This is a genomic window from Streptomyces sp. NPDC079141 (genome assembly GCF_040686775.1).
GTDB lineage: Bacteria > Actinomycetota > Actinomycetes > Streptomycetales > Streptomycetaceae > Streptomyces.
This window is the reverse complement of the sequence record NZ_JBFBLP010000001.1, coordinates 953,450-973,448: the sequence shown is the minus strand read 5'-3', so window position 1 is coordinate 973,448 and position 19,999 is coordinate 953,450. Positions and strand designations below refer to the sequence as shown.

Genomic DNA, 19,999 nt, shown 5'->3' with positions numbered 1-19,999 from the left:
GCTCGTTCCGGGGCTCATGTAGAGAGATCACTCAGCTGATCGCTCAGCAGATGACTCAACCGAGCGACGGCCGGACCTGACCACCCGGCCGCCCGAGCGAAGGCAGACCATGAGATTTCGCACCAGAGTGACGGCTCCGGCCGCGCTGATCGGCACGGCCGCGGCCCTTTCCCTGGCCCCCACGGCCCACGCCGCCACGGGGGACAGCGGCAGCCGCTCCGCTTCGGGGAAGAGCGGCACCCCCGGCCCCGAGACCCTCGGCGACCCCGTCTTCCCGGACCTGGGCAACGACGGCTACCGCGTCTCCGCCTACCACCTGGACTTCGCCTACGACCCGGCGACCCGGCTCGTCGAGGCCACCGCGACCCTGAGGATCCGCACCACCCAGGACCTGACCCGGCTCTCCCTGGACGCCCTGGGCCTCGACATACGAGCCGTGCGTGTCGGCGGCCGCCCGGCGACGTTCGAGCAGAGCGCCGAGAAGCTGCGGATCACCCCCGCCCGGCCGCTGTGGAAGAACGCGGCCGTCACGCTCTGCGTGGAGTACACCGCCGACCCGCGCCGCACCCTGCCGCACACCGGATGGGTCGCCACCCCGGACGGCTTCGCGGTGGCCTGTCAGCCGAGGTCCGCGCACACCGTCTTCCCGTGCAACGACCACCCCGTCGACAAGGCCGACTTCACCTTCCGGCTCACCGTCCCCGCCGGCCTGCGCGGCGTCGCCTCCGGTCAGCTGGTTGGCACCGAGAACCTGGCCGACGGCCGGACCGCCCACACCTACCGCTCACGCTCGCCGATCGCCACCGAGATGGTGCAGATCACGGTCGGCGACTATGTGATCAAGGACCGGCAGGGTCCGCACGGGCTGCCGCTCCGGGACGTCGTACCGGTCGCCCGGGCCGCCGCGCTGGAGCCGGCGCTCGCCCTCACCCCGGCGCTCGTGGAGTGGATCGAGCGGCGCCTGGGCGCCTACCCCTTCGAGACCTACGGCCTGCTGCCCTGCAACTCCGACGCCGAGAAGCCCTTCGACTTCACCGGCCTGGAGACCCAGACGCTCACCATCTACCGGCCGAACTACCTCCTCCAGGAGGAGTCGAAGATCGGCTCGCACATGATGCACGAGCTGGTCCACTCCTACTTCGGCAACAGCGTCAGCCCCGCCACCTGGGCCGACCTCTGGCTCAACGAGGGCCACGCCGACTTCTACGGCCTGCTCTACCGCTACGAGCGCGGCTGGCCCGACTCGATCGGCCTGACCAGCCTGGAAGCCCGGATGAAGCACACCTACGCGCGCGGCGACCAGTGGCGCCGCGACTCCGGCCCGGTCGCCGCCCCGAACGCGGTGAACCTCTTCGACGGCCAGCGCTACCTCGGCGGCGTCCTCGTCCTGTACGCGCTGCGGCAGGCCGTCGGCGAGGAGACCTTCAACGCGATCGAGCGCGCCTTCCTGGAGCGGTACCGCAACTCCTCGGCGACGACGCAGAACTACATCGCCGTCGCCTCGGAGGTGTCCGGACAGGACCTGTCGGGCTTCCTGAACGACTGGCTCTACGGCACGAAGACCCCGCGGATGCCGGGCCACCCGGACTGGACGGTCACCCCGGTCACCTCGCCCTCGGCGGCCCCGCACCGCCGCCGGGAGGCGCAGTACCACGACAACTCGGCGACCCTGTAGGCCCGCCCGGGTATGTCAGTCGAGGCGGGCGGAGGTCGCTTCGTCCGCCTCTTCGGGGCTGCGCTGCTGCGGAATGGCCACCGACCCCTGCTGGATCGCCACCGTCCGGGTGGGCGCCGGGATACGGATGCCCTCCCGGCGGTAGCGGCGGTGCAGGCGCTTGATGAACTCGTGCTTGATCCGGTACTGGTCGCTGAACTCGCCGACGCCCAGGATGACGGTGAAGCCGATCCGGGAGTCGCCGAAGGTGTGGAAGCGGATGATCGGCTCGTGGTCCGGGACCGCCCCCTCGACCTCGGTCATCACCTCGGCGATGACCTCGTTCGTCACCCGCTCGACCTGGTCCAGGTCGCTGTCGTAGGCGACGCCGACCTGCAGCAGGATCGTCAACTGCTCCTCGGGCCGCATGAAGTTGGTCATGTTCGTCTTCGCGAGCTCCCCGTTGGGGATCACGACGAGGTTGTTGGACAGATTACGGACCGTCGTCTGGCGCCAGTTGATGTCCTCGACGTAGCCCTCCTCGCCGCTGCTCAGCCGGATGTAGTCGCCCGGCTGGACGGTCTTGGAGGCGAGGATGTGGATGCCCGCGAAGAGGTTGGCGAGCGTGTCCTGCAGGGCCAGGGCCACCGCAAGACCGCCGACGCCCAGGGCGGTGAGCAGCGGCGCTATGGAGACGCCGAGCGTCTGGAGCACCACCAGGAAGCCGATCGCCAGGACCAGGATCCGGGAGATGTTGACGAAGATCGTGGCCGATCCGGCGACGCCGGGGCGGGACTGGGTGACCGTCCGCATCAGCCCGGCGACCCCGCGGGCCACCGCCAGCGTCACCACGAAGATGAGCAGCACGGTCAGGGTCTGGTTGACATTGCGCTGGACCGTCCTGGTCAGCGGCAGCGCCGCGCCGGCGGAGGCCGCGCCGCCGAGGACCGCCGCCCACGGCACCACGGACCGCAGCGCGTCCACGATGAGGTCGTCACCGCTCCAGCGGGTGCGGTCGGCGTGCTTGCCGAGCCAGCGCATCAGCATCCTCAGCAGAAACGCCGCCAGCAGGCCCGCGGCCACCGCGATTCCGGCGATGACCAGGTCGTCCACAGTGAGATCCCGCTTCACCGGTCACCTCCGGGGAGAGAAGCGACGGCGAAGTGCCTCGCCGACGGCCGGGTGTGAAGTGTCGTCACGTTGCCACCTGCTCGAATTCCGGACTGTACGCGCGCGCCGACCGGGCGCGACGGGCTCATCCTGCCGTATCCCGCACAGGGGTTCGTACCGTGCCTCCTTGACGCCTTGTGAGACCCGGCGGCAGGCTGGCGACCGTTGATCGTCGGGCCGTTCGGCGGGGGAGGCGTGATGACCGGTGCGGTACTCGCGGTCGATCAGGGCACGTCCGGCACCAAGGCCCTGGTCGTCTGCCCCGAGCGCGGTGTCCTCGGCACCGGCTTCGCCGCCGTACGTCCCCGTCATCTGCCCGGTGGCCTGGTGGAGGTCGACCCCGCCGAGCTGTACGGGTCCGTGGTCGAGGCCGGCCGCCGCGCACTCGCCGAGGCGGGCGAACCCGTCGTCGCCCTCGGCCTGGCCAACCAGGGCGAGACCGTCCTCGCCTGGGACCCCGCCACCGGCCGGCCGCTCACCGACGCCCTCGTCTGGCAGGACCGCCGCGCCGAGAGCGTCTGCGCGGAACTGGCCGGACACGCCGACGAATTACGCCTGCTGACGGGCCTGCCCCTGGACCCGTACTTCGCCGCCCCGAAGATGGCCTGGATACGCCGCCACCTCACCCGCGACGGCGTGGTCACCACCTCCGACGCCTGGCTCGTCCACCGTCTCACCGGCGCCTACGTCACGGACGCCGCCACCGCCGGCCGCACCCAACTCCTCGACCTGGACCGGGCCGAATGGTCCCCGCGCGCCCTCGACCTGTACGGGCTGTCCGGCGAACGCCTGCCCGAGGTCGTCGACACCGCGGCCCCCGTCGGCACGACCACCGCCTTCGGCCCCGAGATCCCCCTCACCGGCCTCGTCGTCGACCAGCAGGCCGCCCTCTTCGCCCAGCGGATCACCGAACCCGGCGGCGCCAAGTGCACCTACGGCACCGGCGCGTTCCTGCTCGCCCCCACCGGCGACACGCCGCGGCGGGGCACCTCCGGGCTGGTCAGCTGTGTCGCCTGGCGGCTCGCCGGCCGCACCGACTACTGCCTCGACGGCCAGGTCTACACGGCCGCGTCCGCCGTGCGCTGGCTCACCGACCTCGGCGTCATCTCCGACGCCGCCGACCTGGACACGGTCGGCGGCAGCGTCCCCGACACCGGCGGGGTCACCTTCGTACCGGCCCTCGCCGGGCTCGCCGCCCCCTGGTGGCGCGGCGACGCGCGCGGCTCGCTCACCGGGCTCGGCCTCGACACCGGCCCCGGCCACCTGGTGCGCGCCCTGTGCGAGGGCCTGGCCGCCCAGGTCGCCGAACTGACCGACGCCGCCGCCACGGACCTCGGCACACCGGTTCAGGTACTGCGCGTGGACGGCGGTCTGACCCGGTCCGCCCTGCTCCTGCAGACCCAGGCCGACCTGCTGCAACGCCCGGTCGAGGTGTCCGCGCTGGCCGACGCCACCGCACTCGGCGCCGGAGCGTTCGCCCGCCTCGGCGCCGAACCCGGCCTGAGCGTGGCCGAGGCGCTGCCGGAGCGGAAGCCGGCCGCCGTGTACGAGCCGCGCATCGGGACCGACGAGGCCGCCGCACGCCGGGCCGCCTTCCGGGGCGCCGTCAACGCCCTCCTCGACCGATGACGGTCACCGACCGGGGCCCGCTGCCCTCCGTCGGCTACGACGTGACGGTGGTCGGCGCCGGAGTCGTCGGCTGCGCGATCGCCCGCGAGCTGGCCCGCTTCCCCCGGCTCCGCGTCGCCCTCGTCGAGGCCCAGGACGACGTCGGCCAGGGCACCTCGAAGGCCAACACCGCGATCCTGCACACCGGTTTCGACGCGGCCCCCGGCTCGCTGGAGGCCCGCCTGGTCCGCGAGGGCGCACACCGGCTCGCCGCGTACGCCGCCGAGTCCGGCATCCCTGTGGAACCGGTCGGCGCACTCCTCGTCGCCTGGGACGAGGCACAACTCGCCGCACTGCCAGCCCTGTTGGCAAAGGCCGAGCGCAACTCCTACGGCGACGCCCGCCTCCTCGGCCCCACCGACCTGTACGCACACGAACCGCACCTCGGGCCGGGCGCGCTCGGCGCCCTGCACGTACCGGGCGAGAGCATCATCTGCCCGTGGACGACGACACTGGCGTACGCCACCCAGGCGGTCCGGTCCGGAGTCGACCTGCACCTGAACTGCCGTACAGAGACGGTGAGTCGGCACGACGACACGCACACGCTGACGACAAGCCGCGGCACCCTGCGCACCCGATGGCTGGTCAACGCCGCCGGACTGCACGCCGACACCCTCGACCGGCAGCTCGGCCACCGCGACTTCACCGTCACCCCGCGCCGCGGCCAGCTCATCGTGTACGACGCGTTCGCCCGCGACCTGGTCAACCACATCCTCCTGCCCGTCCCCACGGCCCTGGGCAAGGGCGTCCTGATCGCCCCCACCGTGTACGGCAAGGTCCTCCTGGGCCCCACCGCCGAGGACCTCGACGACAAGAACGCCACCGGCTCCACGGCCGACGGCCTCGCCGCACTGCGCGTAAAGGGCCGCCGCATCCTGCCCGCCCTGCTGGAGGAGGAGATCACCGCCGTCTACGCCGGACTGCGCGCCGCCACCGAGCACGACGACTACCGCATCCGCGCCCACCCCGGCCAGGCGTACGTCACGGTCGGCGGCATCCGCTCCACCGGCCTGACCGCGTCCCTCGCCATCGCGGACCACGTCACCGCCCTGCTGAAGGGCGAGGGCCTCGACCCGGGCCCGGAGCGGGAGTTGCGGCAAGTCCGCATGCCCAACCTGGGCGAGGCCTTCCCGCGTCCCTACCAGCGGCCCGAACTCATCGCCGCCGACCCCGAGTACGGCCGCCTCGTCTGCCACTGCGAACGCGTCTCCCGCGGCGAGATCCGCGACGCCCTCGCCAGTACGGTCCCGCCGCGCAGCCTCGACGGACTGGGCCGCCGGACCCGGGCCCGGGCGGGGCGCTGCCAGGGGTTCCACTGCGGGGCGGCGGTGCGGGAGCTGTTCGAGGGAGGCCGGGAGTGACGCGGGAGGTGGACGTCCTGGTCGTCGGGGCCGGACCGGCGGGGCTGACGGCCGCGGCCCGCCTGGCTGCCGACGTCCGCGTGGAGGTACTGGACCGGGAGGAGCGGCCCGGGGGAGTCCTGCGGTACTGCCCGCACGGCGGCTTCGGCACCTGGCTGCGCCCGCTGACCGGCCCGCAGTTCGCGCGCCGGCTCGCACAGTCCGCCGGGCGGGCCGGCGCCGTCGTACGGACCGGCGTGACCGCGCTCGACTGGGCGGGCCCACTGGCCCTGCACACGGTCGGCCCGCAGGGCCCGGAGACGATCGGCGCCCGCGCGATCGTGCTGGCCACGGGCGCCCGCGAACGCCCGAGGGCGGCCCGCCTGGTACCCGGCACCCGCCCCGCGGGCGTCCTCACGACCGGCGAACTCCAGCAGTCCGTCCACCTCCACGGCCGGCGGATCGGCGGCCGGGCGGTGGTGGTCGGCGCGGAGGACGTGTCGTACACCGCCGTCGGCACACTGCGGGCGGCGGGGGCCGAGGTGGTCGCGATGCTCACGGAGCGGCGGCCCCGAAGCGCGCTCCGCGCCGCACGCGTCCCCGTTCTCACCCACACCTCCGTGGCCGAACTCCTCGGCCACGGCCACCTGTCGGGCGTCCGCGTACGCCACCGCGACGGCCGTACGGGCGTGCTGGCCTGCGACACGGTGGTGTTCACCGGCGATTTCGTACCGGACCACGAGCTGGCCCGGCGCGGCGGCCTGACCCTGGCCACGCTGCACACCTCACGCCCGGGCGTGTTCGCCGCGGGCGCCGTGCTGCACCCCGGGGAGAGGGCGGCGGCCGCGGCCCGCGAGGGCGCTCAGGTCGCGGCCGCCGTCAGACGGTGGCTCGGGTCGACGACGTAGACCGGGTCACCGGCGCTTCGCCGGTGCGGGGTCGCCGGTGGCGCCGAGGCTGGCCAGCAGGCGCAGGTTGTCGTGGGCGGCCGTGCCGGGGGCGGCCGACTGCACGATCAGTTCCGTGCCCAGGGTGTCCGGGAGCGCGAAGTTCTCCTGATGCAGTTCCAGGTAGCCGACCGAGCCGTGGTGGTACGCCTTGCAGCCGTGGGTGCGGGTGCGGACGTCGGCACGGGCCCAGAGCCGGCGGAAGCGCTCGCTGCGCATGGCGAGTTCGCCGATGAGGGAGGCCAGCTCGGGATCGTCGGGGTGGCGGCCGGCGGACAGACGCAGATGGCCGACGGTGTCGAGCGTGCAGGCATCCCAGTCGGCGAACAGCGCACGCCCTTCCTCGGTCAGGAAGAGGTGCCGCGCGATGTTCAGCCCTTCGGCGCGACGCCCGTACAGCAGGTCGGCGAGCCGGTTCGCGGCCAGGACCGTCAGACGGTGGTCGATGATGAAGGCGGGGGCGTCGGCGACGAGATCCAGCACCCGCAGCAGTTCGGGGCGCAGCCGCGTCGCGGACACCCGCCGCGGTGCGTGCCCCGTGCGGTGGGCGAGCCGGTGCAGGTGCTCGCGTTCCACCTCGTCCAGGCCGAGCACCCGCGCGAGCGCGTCGAGCACCTGTACCGAGGGCTGGCGCGCCCGCCCCTGCTCCAGGCGGACGTAGTAGTCGACGCTCACTCCCGACAGATGCGCGACCTCCTCGCGCCGCAGCCCGCTCACCCGGCGGCGTGAATCGGCAGGGATGCCGACGCTCTCCGGGAGGACCCGGGATCGCCGTGTGCGCAGGAAGTCAGCGAGATCGTCCATCGCTCCAGTATCCGTGCCGCACCCCGTCAGTTGGGTGGCCCTGCCATTACCAGGAAGTCCGGGCCTACGGAGAAAGCGCCCCTGAATCGCACCGCCGCAGCCCGCAAGGATCGAACCCACAACGACTCAAGGGATCGACCCAAGGAGCGGAGATGAAAGTCTTCATCGTGCACGCCCACCCCGAGCGGCAGTCGCTGAACGGCGCGCTCACCGACACCGCGGTGGACACCCTGACCGGCGCGGGCCACGAGGTTCAGGTCAGCGATCTGTACGCGATGCGCTGGAAATCCGTCATCGACGCCGACGACTTCGGTGCCGCCGCCTCCAGCCCGCTGGACGCGGTGCACGATTCGGGACGCGCCTACGAAACCGGTGCGCTCACCGCCGACATCCGCGCCGAACAGGAGAAGCTGCGCTGGGCCGACACCGTGATCCTCCAGTTCCCGCTGTGGTGGTACACGATGCCCGCGATCCTCAAGGGCTGGGTGGACCGCGTGTTCACCTACGGCTTCGGCTACGGCGTGGGCGAACACAGCGACACCCGCTACGGCGACCGCTTCGGCGAGGGAGCCCTCCAGGGCAGGCGCGCCATGCTGTCGGTGACGGTCGGCGGCCCCGAATCCCACTACTCCGACCGAGGCATCAACGGCCCGATCGACGACCTTCTCTACCCGATCCAGCACGGCATCCTCTACCACCCCGGCATGGAGGTGCTGCCGCCGTTCGTGCTGTACCGCACGGTACGGATGTCGCCCGAGGTCTTCGCGGACGCGGCCGAGCTGTGGAAGAAGCGGCTGCTGTCCTTGGAGGACACCGATCCCATTCCCTACCGCCGCCAGAACGACGGTGACTACGACATCCCCGCGGCGCGGCTGCGCGAGGGTCTGGAGGCGCCGGGCCGCAGCGGTTTCGGCCTGCACATCAGCGCCTGAACCGCCGCCTGTCGACGGTCATGGCCGGGTGAACGCCCCGTGTCGTCCCGCCCCCGCCGCGAACCGCCCCGCCCCCTCCAGGCTCTCCGCCAACACGCCCATGCCGTGGCGGAGTTCGGACCGCATCGCCGCCTCCTCGGCCAGGCCCTCCTGGTCCAGGACCGACGCCCGGTCCGAGCGCAGACAGGCCTGGGGGAAGTGGGCGATCGACGCGGCCAGGGCCTCCGCCTCGGTGCGGGCGGTGCCGGTGGGGACGAGGCGGTTGGCGAGGCCGATGTCGTAGGCCTCGGAGGCCGGTACCGGGCGGCCGGTGAGGATCATGTCCAGGGCGCGGCTCGTGCCGATCAGCCGGGGCAGCCGTACCGTGCCGCCGTCGATCAAGGGGACGCCCCAGCGACGGCAGAACACGCCGAAGACGGCGTCCTCCTCGGCCACCCGCAGATCGCACCAGAGGGCCAGCTCCAGGCCGCCGGCCACGGCATGTCCGGCGACCGCCGCGATCACCGGCTTGGACAGCCGCATCCGGGTCGGGCCCATCGGGCCGTCGCCGGCCTCCTCGACCCGGTTGCTCCTTTCGGTGCCCAGCGCCTTGAGGTCGGCGCCCGCGCAGAACGTGCCGCCCTCACCCCACAGCACCGCCACCCGGGCCTCCTCGTCCGCCTCGAACTCGCGGAAGGCATCGGTGAGTTCGTCGGCCGTCGGGCCGTCGACGGCATTGCGTGCCTCGGGGCGGGAGAGGACGACGGTGGTGACGGGGCCTTGGCGTTCGACGCGGACCGGCATGGTGGAATTCCCTTCCGTAGAGCGACGGCAAGGGGAGTGTTCCATCCATGGCGGTACGCGGTGCAGGCGGTTCGGGCGAGGCTCCCGTCGCGGTGGTGACCGGCGCCAACCGTGGCATCGGCCACGAGGCCGCCCGGCAGCTCGCCGAACGGGGGTACCGGGTCGTCCTCGGGTCCCGGGACGCCGCCAAGGGGCGGGCCGCCGCCGAGCGTATCGGTGAGCGTGCGAGCGCCGTGCAGCTCGACGTCTCCGACGAGGCGAGCGTCGCCGCCATGGCCGAGTGGGTGACCGACCGGTTCGGCCGGGTCGACGTCGTCGTCAACAACGCCGCGATCCTCTACGACACCTGGGCCCGGGCCCGCTCGGCCGACCTGGCCGAGGTCCAACAGGCCCTGGACACCAACCTGTTCGGTGCGTGGAGGGTCACGCTGGCGCTGCTGCCGCTGCTGAAGCGCAGCCCGCATCCGCGGGTCGTCAACGTCAGCAGCGAGAGCGGCTCACTGGCCGGGATGACCGGCGGCACACCCGCGTACAGCGTCTCCAAGGCCGCGCTGAACGCCCTCACCCGGCTCCTCGCCGGTGAACTGGGCCCCCGGCGCGTGCTGGTGAACGCGATCTGTCCCGGCTGGACCGACACCGACATGGGCGGCGGTGGCCGGCCCGTGCCGGAGGGCGCCGCCGGGGTCGTCTGGGCGGCCACCCTGCCCGACGACGGACCGACCGGCGGCTTCTTCCGGGACGGCCGGCCGATCCCCTGGTGAGGCCGATGGCGCGGGCCCTCAGATCACCTTCCAGCGCACCAGCGCCCCCAGCGTCAACGCCCCCGGCAGCAGCGGCAGCCAGACGGTGATGATCCGGTAGGCGAGCACCACCGCCGTCGCCACGGCCGCCGGACCGCCGGCCGCCACCAGCGCCACGACCAGCGCCGCCTCGACCGAACCGAGCCCGCCCGGCGTGGGGATCAGCGCCACCGCGACCGTCGCGGCCAGATAGGCGACCGCCATGTGCAGGGGCGGCACCGACAGTCCCAACGCCTGCCCGACCGCGACCAGTCCGGCCGCCTGGAGCGCCGGGAAGGCGAACGAACCGCCCCACAGGGCGAGCGCCCGGGACGGGCGGGTGTGCACCGAGCGGGCCTCGCCGAGCGCGGTGCGCAGGAAGGCGAGCACGGTGGTGCGGATGCGTCGTACGAGGGCCAGGGCGCCCGCCGCCAGGAGCAGGACCGCGGCCGCGGCGAGCAGCAGGGGGCCGAGCGCGCCGTCCGGCAGCAGGCTGTCCAGCCGCAGCGCGTCGGGGAAGGCGAGGAGCAGCACGGCGAGCAGGCCCAGGCGGCCGATCGTCTCCGCGAGCAGATAGAGGGCGAGGGCGGCGGAGGAGCGGGCGAGCGGCAGCCCGCACACGGTCATGAAGCGCAGGTTGACCGCGCTCGCGCCCAGGCCGGTGGGCAGCAGATGGTTGGCCGCGCCGGCCGCGAACTGCGTGGCGAGCAGCCGGCCCGAGGGCAGCCGTTCGACGACGGCGCCCTGCCGGGTGCAGGCCGCGGCCACCCAGGTCAGGCAGGTGGCGCAGACCGCCGCCAGCAGCCAGGGCCAGCGGGCGGTGCCGAGGTGGGCGAAGCCCTCGGCCAGCACGGAGCGGTGCTGGACCGCGACCACGGCGACCAGCAGGAGCGGGAGCAGGCACAGGATCTGGCGGACGGGGACGCGTCGGGGGAGTCGCCCCTTGGGGAGAGGGGGCAGGTCGGGGAGTTGTACCGCTGTCACAGTCGGAGAGGTTTTCCGTGCCGCGCCAACGGCGGGTTGCCGAATCAGGGATTCCGGCTTACGTCCGGTCATCGGGTCCTTCGCGGGGGGAGTTGCGTGAAGAGCGTTGACCTCAATGATGCTTGAGGTTCTACGTTCTCTCTCATGAGCATGGAGACCACAGCCTGGACACAGCTGCACAGCGTCATGAACGCCGAGCAGGAGCGCCGCCCCCTCGCGCGCGCCACGCTGCGCCGCATCGGCGCGTTCGCCCGCCCGCACCGCACCCGCATCGCGCAGTTCCTGGTGCTCGGGGTGCTGACCGCGCTGCTCGCGGTCGCGACCCCCGTACTGGCCGGCTGGGTCGTCGGCGCGATCGTGTCGGGCGGCGACGAGGACAGGGTGGTGGGCCTGGCCCTGCTGATCGCCCTCATCGCCGTCCTGGAGGCGGCGTTGGGCATCCTCGCCCGGCGTCTGTCGGCGACGCTCGGGGAGGGACTCATCCTCGATCTGCGGACGGCCGTGTTCGATCATGTGCAGCGCATGCCGGTCGCGTTCTTCACACGCACTCGTACGGGGGCGCTGGTCTCCCGTCTCAACAACGACGTCATCGGCGCTCAACGCGCCTTCAGCAACACGCTCTCCGGAGTGGTCAGCAACCTGGTCACGCTGCTGCTCACGCTCGTCGTCATGCTCACCCTGTCCTGGCAGATCACCCTGCTCGCGCTGGTGCTGCTGCCGGTGTTCGTGATGCCGGCCCGCCGCATGGGCCGCCGGATGGCCCGGATGCAGCGGGAGGCGGCCACTCTGAACGCGGCGATGGGCACCCGGATGACCGAGCGGTTCTCGGCCCCCGGCGCCACCCTCGTCAAGCTCTTCGGCCGCCCCGAGCAGGAGTCCGCGGAGTTCGCGGCCCGCGCCCGCCGCGTCGCCGACATCGGCATCCGCACCGCCACCGCCCAGTCGGCGTTCATCACCGCCCTGACCCTCGTCTCCGCCCTCGCACTCGCCCTCGTCTACGGCCTCGGCGGCTGGTTCGCCCTGCGCGGCAGCCTCGAACCGGGCGCCGTCGTCTCCCTGGCGCTCCTGCTGACCCGGCTGTACGCCCCGCTCACCGCCCTCGCCGGAGCGCGCGTCGAGGTGATGAGCGCCCTGGTCAGCTTCGAGCGCGTCTTCGAGGTGCTCGACCTCGAACCCCTCATCCAGGACCGGCCCGACGCCGAGCGGGTCCCCGACGGGCCGGTCTCGGTGGAGTTCTCCGACGTCCGCTTCGGCTACCCGTCGGCCGACAAGGTCTCCCTCGCCTCCCTGGAGGAGGTCGCCTCCCTCGACACCCGGGGCGGCAGCCAGGTCCTGCACGGCCTGTCCTTCCGCGCCGAACCGGGGCAGACGGTCGCCCTCGTCGGCTCCTCCGGCGCGGGCAAGTCCACGATCGCCGGCCTCCTGCCGCGTCTGTACGACGTCGACGGCGGCGCGGTTCGCGTCGGCGGCGTGGACGTCCGGGACCTCAGCGCCCAGTCCCTGCGCGAGACGCTCGGCATGGTCACCCAGGACGGCCACCTGTTCCACGACACGGTCCGCGCCAACCTCCTGCTGGCCCGCCCCTCCGCGACCGACGACGACCTGTGGGACGCCCTGCGCCGCTCACGCCTCGACGACCTCGTCCGCTCCCTGCCCGACGGCCTCGACACGGTGGTCGGCGAGCGCGGCTACCGGCTCTCCGGCGGCGAACGCCAGCGCATGACCATCGCCCGGCTCCTCCTGGCCCGCCAGCGTGTCGTCATCCTCGACGAGGCCACCGCCCACCTCGACAACACCTCCGAGGCCGCGGTCCAGGAAGCCCTCGTCGAGGCCCTGGAGGGCAGGACGGCGGTCGTCATCGCCCACCGCCTGTCCACCGTCCGCGCGGCCGACCTCATCCTGGTCGTCGAGTCCGGCCGCATTGTGGAACGCGGCACTCACGAGGAGCTCCTGGCCGCGAACGGCCGATACGCCGAGCTGTACCGGACACAGTTCGAGGAGAGCCCGGCGGCCGAGGCCGCGGCGGCTTGAGAGGGCTCGGCCTCACGATGACGCCACGGATTCGTGGGCAGAGGCCGGGGGTGGTCAGTCCGGGCCGGACCAGTCGAAGGTGATGGTCTTGCTGGACTGGCCGGCGCGGTCCCAGGCGAAGCCGAAGGCGTCGGCCCGGTCGGTGGTGGCGCGGCCCCAGGTGGCCAGCTGGCCGGGGCCGGTTTCGCAGCCCGGGAGGTTCGTCGACTGCACGCGGGCGCCCTCCGGAGTGGTCGGGCCGGTGAGCGCCTCGGCCCGGGCCTCGACGCGTCCCGGCACGCTGGCCCGCCAGGTGGCCAGATCCTCGTCGAACTCCACCTCGATGGGCGCGAAATCCATGCCCCGCACCTCGAAGGCACCCATGCTCACCAGCTGCGCGGGCCAGCTGCCGGCCTGCCCGCTGAAGATCATCTGCAGGGCCTGGCGCTGCCCGTCGTCAGCCCGCTCGTCGAAGATGAACGCCGCATACGAGTCCGAGTGCTCGCCCCAGACATTGCCGACGAAGGAGCCGAGCATCACCATGTTCAGGCCGTCCAGCCGGACGTCGCCGTAGTTGCCCTCGCGTATGTGCCAGACCAGGATGCCCTCGCAGTCGCCGGTGGTCGGCGGCTGGGCGAACGAGCACGGGCACGGGACGTTGCACTTGCACACGTCGAACCAGTCGCCCGCCGCGCGCCAGGCAGGCACAGCCGCTTCTGCCTGCGTCATCGCTCTCACTCCTCACACGGCCACCGCAGCGGGTGGCGAGGGCGGAGCGTCGGACCGGTGATCCGCGTTCGTCCCGCCGCGCGCAGTGGCCAGGACGGGTCGTTTCTTCTCCTCACCTCCATCATCGCCCCGGCCCGCCGTGGGAGCCACCGGCCGGAGTTTTGCCGGGCCGGGATCCGTGCTGTCCTGGAAGGGTCCGACGGGAGTGCGTCATGCATTCGATTCAGCGGCCGATCACCAACGACCATCCCCTGCGGAAGGGCGTGCTGCTGCCGGCCCGGGACCTCGCCGTCGCCTGGGCGCTCATCGTGCTGATCGCCGCCCTGGCCTGGGTGCTCACCGTGGGCCAGGCCCAGGACATGGGCATCGAGCCCGGCACGATGGGGATGGCGCTGCCGCTGTTCCTGCTCCTATGGCTGGCGATGATGGCCGCGATGATGCTGCCCTCCGTCGCCCCCGTTGCCGTGACCTGGGCAAAAGGAATCGCACGGCAGTCCGGCGGCGCCACCCGGGCACTGCGCACCACCGAGTTCCTCTCCGGCTACCTGATCGTCTGGACGGCGTTCGGCCTGCTCGCGTACGGCGCCCTCGCGCTCACCGGCGACCTGGTCGACCGGGACCCGGACGCCGCGAAATGGATCGGCGCCGCCGCCTTCGCGCTGGCCGGCCTGTACCAGCTCGGCCCGCTCAAGAACATCTGCCTGCGCCACTGCCGTAGCCCCATGGCGCAGCTGATGCGCTACGCCTCGTACCGGCCGCGGCTGCGCGACCTGCGGGTGGGGCTGCACCACGGCGCGTACTGCCTCGGCTGCTGCTGGGCGCTGATGGTCGTGCTGATCCCGCTGGGCGTCATGAACATCGCGGCGATAGCGGGACTCGCGACGCTGATCTTCCTGGAGAAGCTCTGGTACCGGGGGCCGCAGCTGGCCCGGGTGGCCGGCGTCGCGTTCCTGGTACTGGCTGTCCTCGCGCCCTCCCAGGACTGGCTGCTGCCGGGCCTGCAGAGCTCGATGATGCCGATGTGAACCAACCGCGCCGCCGAAGGGCAGGTCTTCTTGATCTCATCCGGCGATGCCTGATGAGTTTTCCCGGGCGCTACGGTCTGCCTCCCGACGACCGAGTGAGCTTCAGAAGGGTGACGCGCGTGAGCCGTTGGAGACGATCCTGGGACGGCAGCGGATCGTGCGCCGGTTCATGGAAGGCATCAACGAGTACCCGTGGACCTGGACCTCTGGCCATGTGGATGAGTGGATGACGTATCTCGTCGCCGAGAAGAAGCGGGCGAGATCGACGATCCGCTGCTGTCAGGACGCGCTGAAGCTGTTCTGCGACTACATCACCTCGCCGTACTACCAGTGGCCCGAGGTGTGCGAGGCCCGCTTCGGGACCCATCCGGTGCAGGTGTGCCATGAGAGGAAGTTCAACTCTTCCTGGATCACGCCGATGACCAAGTGGATCGCGCGGTCAGGCTGGGCCGCAAGGGTTGCACTGGCGGCGTACCGGGATGCGACGGTGTTCAAGGTCATCTACGCGTGGGGGCTGCGCTGCAACGAGACCTCTCGGCTCGATACAACGGACTTCTACCGGAATCCCAAGGCGCCGGAGCTGGGGCGGTTCGGTTCCCTCCAGGTCCGCTACGACAAGGCGAGCAGGGGCTCTGGGCCCCGCCGTCGGATGGTGCAGCGTCATGCCCTGGGCCGTGGAGGCGGTCCAGGACTACCTGGTCAACATCCACCCGCGGTACCGGAGTTGCGACGGGTCCGCAGTACGGCTGACGGAGCGGGGCGGTCGGCTCAAGCCGCGTGAGATGGAGGAACGCTTCGCGGAGTACCGGGACGAGCTGGAGCTGGACAGGGACCTCACCCCGCACTGCCTTCGGCACTCCTACGTCACGCACCTGATCGAGGACGGGGCCGACCCTGCGTTCGTACAGGAGCAGGTCGGGCACCGGTTCGCGTCGACCACGGCCATCTACACCGGAGTCAGCGGGGACTTCATGAACACGATGATGCGCAAGGCCCTCGACCGTGCCTATGTGGCAGACCAGGAGACGCGATGACTGCCAAGCTCGACTACCAGTGGCACCTGCGCACCATCATGGCAAGCCGCGGGTTGTTCTCGACCACCGATCTGCGGCCTCTGCTCGCCGAGCGCGGCATCGACCTCTCGCCGACGGTGACGTCTGCGTCAAGTCCAAACACGCTGAGCAAGCGCTGAGCAAGGGTTGACCGACACCTCTGGCCCGGCGACGGCACTGATCGCGATCATGGCTGGCGGGAGAGGGCTCGCTGCACCAGGTCCTGGAGCGTGCCCTGCTCCTGCTGGGGCAGCGTCAAAAGGGGTTCCTCGGACAGGAATTTCAGCCGCGGCCCGCTCAATGGTCTGCCTTGGGGGACGGGCCGTACTGATTGGCACCTGGAACGCTGTCTACGGTCATGCCCATGAGGTACAGGACGGGGCCGACGACCGGGATCAGGGCGATGAGCATCCTCCAGCCGGTCCTGCCTGTGTCGTGCAACCGGCGGACGGAGACGGACAGCATGGGCACGATGAACGGCAGTAGGAGGACGCTCAGCAGCGGGGCCTCTGCTGCCCAGCTGATCCCTCCGATCACGGCTGTGGCCAGCACGTACAGCACTGAGTACCACCAGTACTCCGACCGCCGGGCGCGACCGGAAAACGTGGCGTACTTCGTGGTGAGACACGTGCGGGACGCCTCGTTGAACGACATTCTCTGCATGATGTTCCTTCGAATCGATCGGGGTGGGACACAAGCCGGACCGCGAGAGCGGTCACGCGGACAGCAGGAAGACGGCAGTGTCCTCGCCGGTCACGGCGGAGCTGACAGGGTCGTGCCCGAGGAAGCCGGACCGGGGCGGTGGCCTGATGGCCTTCGTTCAGCAGCTGCGGTAGAGGGGTGGCGGTTTCAGAAGCTGTACGGGCCGAAGCGTCCCCAGGCCACCAGCGCGGCGAGGATCAGCAGGACGGCGTTGAGGCCGATCGCGGGGAGTTCCTTCTTGCGCGCGTGATAGGCCGCGGCCAGCAGCATCGTTATGCCAAGGCCGACAGCGGCCAGTGGCGTCAGGGCGGTGGCGATGCCGGTGGCCGCGGGCAGGATCAGCCCGAGGGCGCCGACGAACTCCACGATGCCGATGAAACGGACGGCGCCGGGCGAGAAGTCGGCCACCCAGGGCAGCTTCTCGACGAGCTTGGCCTTGGGCTGGGTGGATTTCATGACACCGGCCATGGCGAACAAGACGGCCAGTACGGCCTGCACGATCCACAGGAAGATGCTCATCAGGGTGGAGTCCTTCGGGACGAGAGGAGGGGAACGGGACGCAGCGGGCGGCTAGCCGGGGAGGCTGCCGCCGGTGGCGTCGAGGGAGGCTCCGTTGATCCACCGCGCCCGGTTGGTGGCGAGGAAGGCCACCACGTCGGCGACCTCCTCCGGCTCGCCCAGGCGCTTGAGTGCCGACAGCTGCGACATCGGCTCGCGCACCTCGGGCGGGTCCGGGGAAAGGTGCGCGACCTGCTCGGGGGCGGCCCGGAGGGAATGTTTTCGGGGCCGCCCCCCGGGCCAGGTGTTGATGACGAGGTGCGCGGCGTAGATACCGGGAGGCCAGGAGGCCAGGAGGACGGGTGCTGATGGGCTTCAGAGACTGAAGACGAGTTCGGCCTGGTCGCGCTTGGTGGTGTGCAGGTCCCAGTAGACCGGGGAGATCTCCTCGGGCTGGGCGGTCGGGAATCCGGGGATCGCCGGCGTGCCGATCGACACGTTGATGGCGACGTGCGCCGCCTGGACACCGGTGCCGTCCAGCTCCTTGTGCAGGTTGATCACCCAGTTGCGCAGCGCCGCGGCGGCGGCGTTGACGTTGGCGACCTGCGGCACGGGGTCGACGGAGCCTGCGCCGGTGGTGAACAGCAGGGTGCCCGCACCGGCCTCCCGCATGGCGGGCAGCACCGCACGGGTGGCGTCGATCGCTCCGTAGAGCTGGAACTCCATCTCGTGCTGCACGTCGGCCGGCTCGGTGGCGCCCGGGGTGGTCATGACGGTCTGGAGGCCGCCGACCGGGGAGTACTCCAGGACGTCGATGCCGCCGAAGTGCGTAGCCGCATCCTTGAGTGCCTGGGTGAGGGCGGGGCGGTCGAGGACGTCGGCGGGGAAGGCGGCAGCGGTGATGCCCTCGGCGGCCAGCTCGCCGACAAGGACTTCAAGCTTGGCCCGGTTGCGGGCGATCAGTGCGACGTCGTAGCCGTGAGTGCCGTAGGTGCGGGCGATGGCGAGACCGAGCTGAGGGCCGGCACCGATGATGGCGATGGTGGGCATGAGAGAACCTTTCACTGAAGGGGTCGGCGGATAGGGCTATCCGTTTCATTTCCGGAAAGCCCTATCCGGTTCGCTGCCCACCGTAACACGAGAATCGGATAAGGCATTCCGGTTTGCTAGTCTGGCGTCATGAGCCCCCGAGACCCACACACCGAAGCCAGCGCCGGCGCGACTGTTTCCGCAGGTCAGTCCAAGCGCAGCGACGCGGAGCGCAACCGGGGGCGGATCATCGCCGCCGCGCGCACGGTCTTCGGGCGCGACGGGCTGAACGCGTCGATGGCCTCAGTCGCACGGGAGACCGGGGTCGGGATCGCCACCCTCTTCCGCCACTTCCCCCGCAAGGAGGACCTGCTCGCCGCGGTCTTCGCCGACCGCATGAAGGCGTACGCCCAGGCCACCGACGCAGCCCTGGCCGATCCGGACCCGTGGCACGGCTTCACCGGCTACATCGAGACCGTCTGCGCGATGCAGGCCGCCGACCGCGGCTTTGCCGACATCCTGACCATGAACTTCCCGGGCGTTCCGGAGCTGGAGAGATACCACGCTCAGGCGTACGAGGGCTTCCTCGAACTCATCGGCCGCGCCAAGAACAGCGGGCAGTTGCGCGAGGACTTCACCAACCGCGATCTCGTGCTGCTGCTGATGGCCAACGCCGGAGTCCTCAGCGCCACTGCCGATGCCGCCCCGGACGCCTGGCGCCGCCTGGTCGCCTGGATGATCCAGTCCTTCCAGGCCCCGGCCCGCGGCCCGCTGCCGGACCCGCCGGAAGACGCTGCGCTGTACGAGGCCATGCGCCGCGCCAGCCAGAGCGCCACCGCCCCCGAGACTGGAAAGCGACGCTGAACCAGCGACCGGTGGGACAGGGCGACCGCGATGAGGCCGTACATCGGAGCGGTCTTGTCGGTGGTCGGATCCGCTTGGCAACCTCACAGAACATCAACCATTCCGCACGTTCGCATAACCGGGTTCACCAGTACTGCACGGCGGGCTCGGGGCGGGCGAGATGTTCGCCCCCCTGCTGCCCGTGCTGGCCGAGCGGCGGCGCGTGATCCCGGTCGACCTGCAGGGGCACGGGTGCACGGTGGACATCGACCGCCCCCTGCGTCCGGAGCTGCTGACGGACGACATCGCCGCCCTGCTCAAGCACCTCGGCCTGGCACGGGCGGACGTGCTGGGCTACTCCCTCGGGGCCGATGTGGCGCTGCGCGCCGGTGATCCAGCACCCGGACCTGGTGCGCCGCCTGGTGCTGGTCTCCACCCCGTGCCGGCAGGACGGCTGGTTCCCGGAGGTCGTGGCCCAGATGGAGCAGATGAGCGCGGCGGCCGCCGAGCCGATGAAGCAGCCCCCGGTCTGCGAGCTGTACGCGCGGCTGGCGCCCCGGGTGGAGGACTGGCCGGTACTGGTCGGCAGGATCGCCGAGTTGAAGAAGCAGGACTACGACTGGACGTCCGAGACGGATGCGATCACCGCGCCGGTCCTGCTGGTCTACGCGGACGCCGACGCGGTGCGGCCCCGCCCACGTGGTCGAGTTCTTCGCCCTGCTCGGCGGCGGCCTGCGGGACGCCGGCTGGGACGGAACCGGCCGCCCCGCCGCCCGACTGGCCGTCCTGCCGGGCACCACGCACTACGACGTCCTCACCTCCCCGCTGCTGGCCGAAGCGGTCCGGCCGTTCCTCGACACTGCTGCCTGACGGGCTCGCCCGCCTCGCGAACTCCAGTGCAGGCGGGCGGCGTTGGCGCCTCACACCACCGAATGTGCTGCGCCGCTGAGTCCGTCTTGGCGACTGTTGGGCTGTCGGGTCGGCTTGCCGCCACCGGGCTGCCGGGTCTGCCTTGGCACGCGCTGGGCTGTCGGGTCCGCCTGCCGCCTG

19 protein-coding genes and 3 pseudogenes are annotated in these 19,999 nt (G+C 71.6%); 13 read left to right on the top strand and 9 right to left on the bottom strand.

The annotated features are described in order from the left end of the window. The first annotated feature begins 109 nt into the window (after nt 1-109). The gene (locus AB0Q90_RS04460) at nt 110-1,675 is read left to right on the top strand and encodes a M1 family metallopeptidase (protein WP_363158944.1); all 1,566 of its coding nucleotides are present in this window, start codon (nt 110-112) and stop codon (nt 1,673-1,675) included. 15 nt (nt 1,676-1,690) lie between these two features. Here the strand turns inward: AB0Q90_RS04460 and AB0Q90_RS04455 are convergent, their stop codons facing one another. Beyond that, nucleotides 1,691-2,785, bottom strand: a complete 1,095-nt coding sequence (locus AB0Q90_RS04455; protein WP_363158943.1) for a mechanosensitive ion channel family protein — start codon at nt 2,783-2,785, stop codon at nt 1,691-1,693. A 237-nt stretch (nt 2,786-3,022) separates the two neighbouring features. Here AB0Q90_RS04455 and AB0Q90_RS04450 point away from each other — a divergent pair, with 237 nt between their 5' ends. From AB0Q90_RS04450 to AB0Q90_RS04440, 3 genes and pseudogenes are all read left to right on the top strand, one after another. Continuing rightward, entirely contained in the window at nt 3,023-4,453 is a 1,431-nt protein-coding gene (locus tag AB0Q90_RS04450) for an FGGY family carbohydrate kinase (RefSeq protein ID WP_363158942.1), read from the top strand. Then, nucleotides 4,450-5,853 (top strand): FAD-dependent oxidoreductase, encoded by a 1,404-nt coding sequence (locus AB0Q90_RS04445; protein ID WP_363158941.1) that lies wholly within the window; start codon nt 4,450-4,452, stop codon nt 5,851-5,853. Before AB0Q90_RS04450 ends, AB0Q90_RS04445 begins: the two co-directional genes overlap by 4 nt. Continuing rightward, nucleotides 5,850-6,713, top strand: a pseudogene (locus AB0Q90_RS04440) (NAD(P)/FAD-dependent oxidoreductase); the annotation flags it as partial. The gene AB0Q90_RS04445 and the pseudogene AB0Q90_RS04440, both read left to right, overlap by 4 nt. 33 nt (nt 6,714-6,746) lie before the next feature. Here the strand turns inward: AB0Q90_RS04440 and AB0Q90_RS04435 are convergent. Further along, a complete protein-coding gene (locus AB0Q90_RS04435; protein ID WP_363158940.1) occupies nt 6,747-7,583 on the bottom strand; it encodes a helix-turn-helix transcriptional regulator in 837 nt (278 codons plus the stop codon). A gap of 152 nt (nt 7,584-7,735) precedes the next feature. Here AB0Q90_RS04435 and AB0Q90_RS04430 point away from each other — a divergent pair, with 152 nt between their 5' ends. After that, a complete protein-coding gene (locus AB0Q90_RS04430; RefSeq protein WP_363158939.1) occupies nt 7,736-8,515 on the top strand; it encodes an NAD(P)H-dependent oxidoreductase in 780 nt (259 codons plus the stop codon). 18 nt (nt 8,516-8,533) lie between these two features. On the opposite strand, the gene AB0Q90_RS04425 is transcribed toward AB0Q90_RS04430, so the two are convergent. Further along, nucleotides 8,534-9,298 carry a crotonase/enoyl-CoA hydratase family protein gene (locus AB0Q90_RS04425; RefSeq protein ID WP_363158938.1) on the bottom strand — a complete coding sequence of 255 codons (765 nt, stop codon included), beginning with the start codon at nt 9,296-9,298 and terminating at the stop codon, nt 8,534-8,536. Nucleotides 9,299-9,345: 47 nt separating this feature from the next. On the opposite strand from AB0Q90_RS04425, the gene AB0Q90_RS04420 reads away from it, so the two are divergent. After that, nucleotides 9,346-10,059, top strand: coding sequence for an SDR family oxidoreductase (locus AB0Q90_RS04420; protein WP_363158937.1), 714 nt, complete (start codon nt 9,346-9,348; stop codon nt 10,057-10,059). A gap of 18 nt (nt 10,060-10,077) precedes the next feature. Here AB0Q90_RS04420 and AB0Q90_RS04415 read toward each other — a convergent pair whose 3' ends face one another. Then, a complete protein-coding gene (locus AB0Q90_RS04415; protein WP_363158936.1) occupies nt 10,078-11,061 on the bottom strand; it encodes a flippase-like domain-containing protein in 984 nt (327 codons plus the stop codon). 150 nt (nt 11,062-11,211) lie between these two features. Here AB0Q90_RS04415 and AB0Q90_RS04410 point away from each other — a divergent pair, with 150 nt between their 5' ends. Continuing rightward, complete coding sequence (locus tag AB0Q90_RS04410; RefSeq protein ID WP_363159090.1) at nt 11,212-13,092, top strand: ABC transporter ATP-binding protein; 1,881 nt, start codon at nt 11,212-11,214, stop codon at nt 13,090-13,092. Between the two features lie 54 nt (nt 13,093-13,146). On the opposite strand, the gene AB0Q90_RS04405 is transcribed toward AB0Q90_RS04410, so the two are convergent. Further along, complete coding sequence (locus tag AB0Q90_RS04405) at nt 13,147-13,800, bottom strand: DUF1326 domain-containing protein (RefSeq protein ID WP_363158935.1); 654 nt, start codon at nt 13,798-13,800, stop codon at nt 13,147-13,149. A gap of 212 nt (nt 13,801-14,012) precedes the next feature. Here AB0Q90_RS04405 and AB0Q90_RS04400 point away from each other — a divergent pair, with 212 nt between their 5' ends. The 3 genes and pseudogenes from AB0Q90_RS04400 to AB0Q90_RS04390 form a co-directional block, all read left to right on the top strand. Then, nucleotides 14,013-14,825, top strand: a complete 813-nt coding sequence (locus AB0Q90_RS04400) for a DUF2182 domain-containing protein (protein WP_363158934.1) — start codon at nt 14,013-14,015, stop codon at nt 14,823-14,825. Nucleotides 14,826-15,487: 662 nt separating this feature from the next. Further along, nucleotides 15,488-15,859: a tyrosine-type recombinase/integrase gene (locus AB0Q90_RS04395; protein WP_363158933.1), complete on the top strand. Its 372-nt coding sequence runs from the start codon at nt 15,488-15,490 to the stop codon at nt 15,857-15,859. Further along, a pseudogene (locus tag AB0Q90_RS04390) lies at nt 15,856-15,969 on the top strand (XRE family transcriptional regulator); the annotation flags it as partial. The gene AB0Q90_RS04395 and the pseudogene AB0Q90_RS04390, both read left to right, overlap by 4 nt. Nucleotides 15,970-16,174: 205 nt before the next feature. Here the strand turns inward: AB0Q90_RS04390 and AB0Q90_RS04385 are convergent. From AB0Q90_RS04385 to AB0Q90_RS04370, 4 genes are all read right to left on the bottom strand, one after another. After that, nucleotides 16,175-16,531, bottom strand: coding sequence for a DUF805 domain-containing protein (locus AB0Q90_RS04385; protein ID WP_363158932.1), 357 nt, complete (start codon nt 16,529-16,531; stop codon nt 16,175-16,177). 195 nt (nt 16,532-16,726) lie between these two features. Then, nucleotides 16,727-17,098 carry a DoxX family protein gene (locus tag AB0Q90_RS04380; RefSeq protein WP_363158931.1) on the bottom strand — a complete coding sequence of 124 codons (372 nt, stop codon included), beginning with the start codon at nt 17,096-17,098 and terminating at the stop codon, nt 16,727-16,729. 51 nt (nt 17,099-17,149) lie between these two features. Continuing rightward, nucleotides 17,150-17,389: an SDR family oxidoreductase gene (locus AB0Q90_RS04375; protein WP_363159089.1), complete on the bottom strand. Its 240-nt coding sequence runs from the start codon at nt 17,387-17,389 to the stop codon at nt 17,150-17,152. A 63-nt stretch (nt 17,390-17,452) separates the two neighbouring features. Beyond that, nucleotides 17,453-18,127, bottom strand: coding sequence for an SDR family NAD(P)-dependent oxidoreductase (locus tag AB0Q90_RS04370; RefSeq protein ID WP_363158930.1), 675 nt, complete (start codon nt 18,125-18,127; stop codon nt 17,453-17,455). Nucleotides 18,128-18,256: 129 nt separating this feature from the next. Here AB0Q90_RS04370 and AB0Q90_RS04365 point away from each other — a divergent pair, with 129 nt between their 5' ends. The 3 genes and pseudogenes from AB0Q90_RS04365 (at nt 18,257) to AB0Q90_RS04355 (ending at nt 19,819) form a co-directional block, all read left to right on the top strand. Further along, on the top strand, nt 18,257-18,970 hold the full coding sequence (locus AB0Q90_RS04365) for a helix-turn-helix domain-containing protein (RefSeq protein WP_363158929.1): 714 nt from the start codon (nt 18,257-18,259) through the stop codon (nt 18,968-18,970). A gap of 181 nt (nt 18,971-19,151) precedes the next feature. Beyond that, a pseudogene (locus tag AB0Q90_RS04360) lies at nt 19,152-19,274 on the top strand (alpha/beta hydrolase); the annotation flags it as partial. A 374-nt stretch (nt 19,275-19,648) separates the two neighbouring features. Next, the gene (locus AB0Q90_RS04355) at nt 19,649-19,819 is read left to right on the top strand and encodes a hypothetical protein (protein WP_363159093.1); all 171 of its coding nucleotides are present in this window, start codon (nt 19,649-19,651) and stop codon (nt 19,817-19,819) included. Nucleotides 19,820-19,999 lie beyond the last annotated feature (180 nt).

Excerpts from the sequence above, each read along its gene's own strand:
- AB0Q90_RS04445 (WP_363158941.1), top strand. The coding sequence starts at position 4,450 with ATGACGGTCACCGACCGGGGCCCGCTGCCCTCCGTCGGCTACGACGTG.
- AB0Q90_RS04460 (WP_363158944.1), top strand. The coding sequence starts at position 110 with ATGAGATTTCGCACCAGAGTGACGGCTCCGGCCGCGCTGATCGGCACG.
- AB0Q90_RS04420 (WP_363158937.1), top strand. The coding sequence starts at position 9,346 with ATGGCGGTACGCGGTGCAGGCGGTTCGGGCGAGGCTCCCGTCGCGGTG.
- AB0Q90_RS04450 (WP_363158942.1), top strand. The coding sequence starts at position 3,023 with ATGACCGGTGCGGTACTCGCGGTCGATCAGGGCACGTCCGGCACCAAG.
- AB0Q90_RS04405 (WP_363158935.1), bottom strand. The coding sequence starts at position 13,800 with ATGACGCAGGCAGAAGCGGCTGTGCCTGCCTGGCGCGCGGCGGGCGAC.
- AB0Q90_RS04435 (WP_363158940.1), bottom strand. The coding sequence starts at position 7,583 with ATGGACGATCTCGCTGACTTCCTGCGCACACGGCGATCCCGGGTCCTC.
- AB0Q90_RS04365 (WP_363158929.1), top strand. The coding sequence starts at position 18,257 with ATGAGCCCCCGAGACCCACACACCGAAGCCAGCGCCGGCGCGACTGTT.
- AB0Q90_RS04400 (WP_363158934.1), top strand. The coding sequence starts at position 14,013 with ATGCATTCGATTCAGCGGCCGATCACCAACGACCATCCCCTGCGGAAG.
- AB0Q90_RS04385 (WP_363158932.1), bottom strand. The coding sequence starts at position 16,531 with ATGTCGTTCAACGAGGCGTCCCGCACGTGTCTCACCACGAAGTACGCC.
- AB0Q90_RS04380 (WP_363158931.1), bottom strand. The coding sequence starts at position 17,098 with ATGAGCATCTTCCTGTGGATCGTGCAGGCCGTACTGGCCGTCTTGTTC.
- AB0Q90_RS04395 (WP_363158933.1), top strand. The coding sequence starts at position 15,488 with ATGCCCTGGGCCGTGGAGGCGGTCCAGGACTACCTGGTCAACATCCAC.
- AB0Q90_RS04370 (WP_363158930.1), bottom strand. The coding sequence starts at position 18,127 with ATGCCCACCATCGCCATCATCGGTGCCGGCCCTCAGCTCGGTCTCGCC.
- AB0Q90_RS04425 (WP_363158938.1), bottom strand. The coding sequence starts at position 9,298 with ATGCCGGTCCGCGTCGAACGCCAAGGCCCCGTCACCACCGTCGTCCTC.
- AB0Q90_RS04430 (WP_363158939.1), top strand. The coding sequence starts at position 7,736 with ATGAAAGTCTTCATCGTGCACGCCCACCCCGAGCGGCAGTCGCTGAAC.
- AB0Q90_RS04410 (WP_363159090.1), top strand. The coding sequence starts at position 11,212 with ATGGAGACCACAGCCTGGACACAGCTGCACAGCGTCATGAACGCCGAG.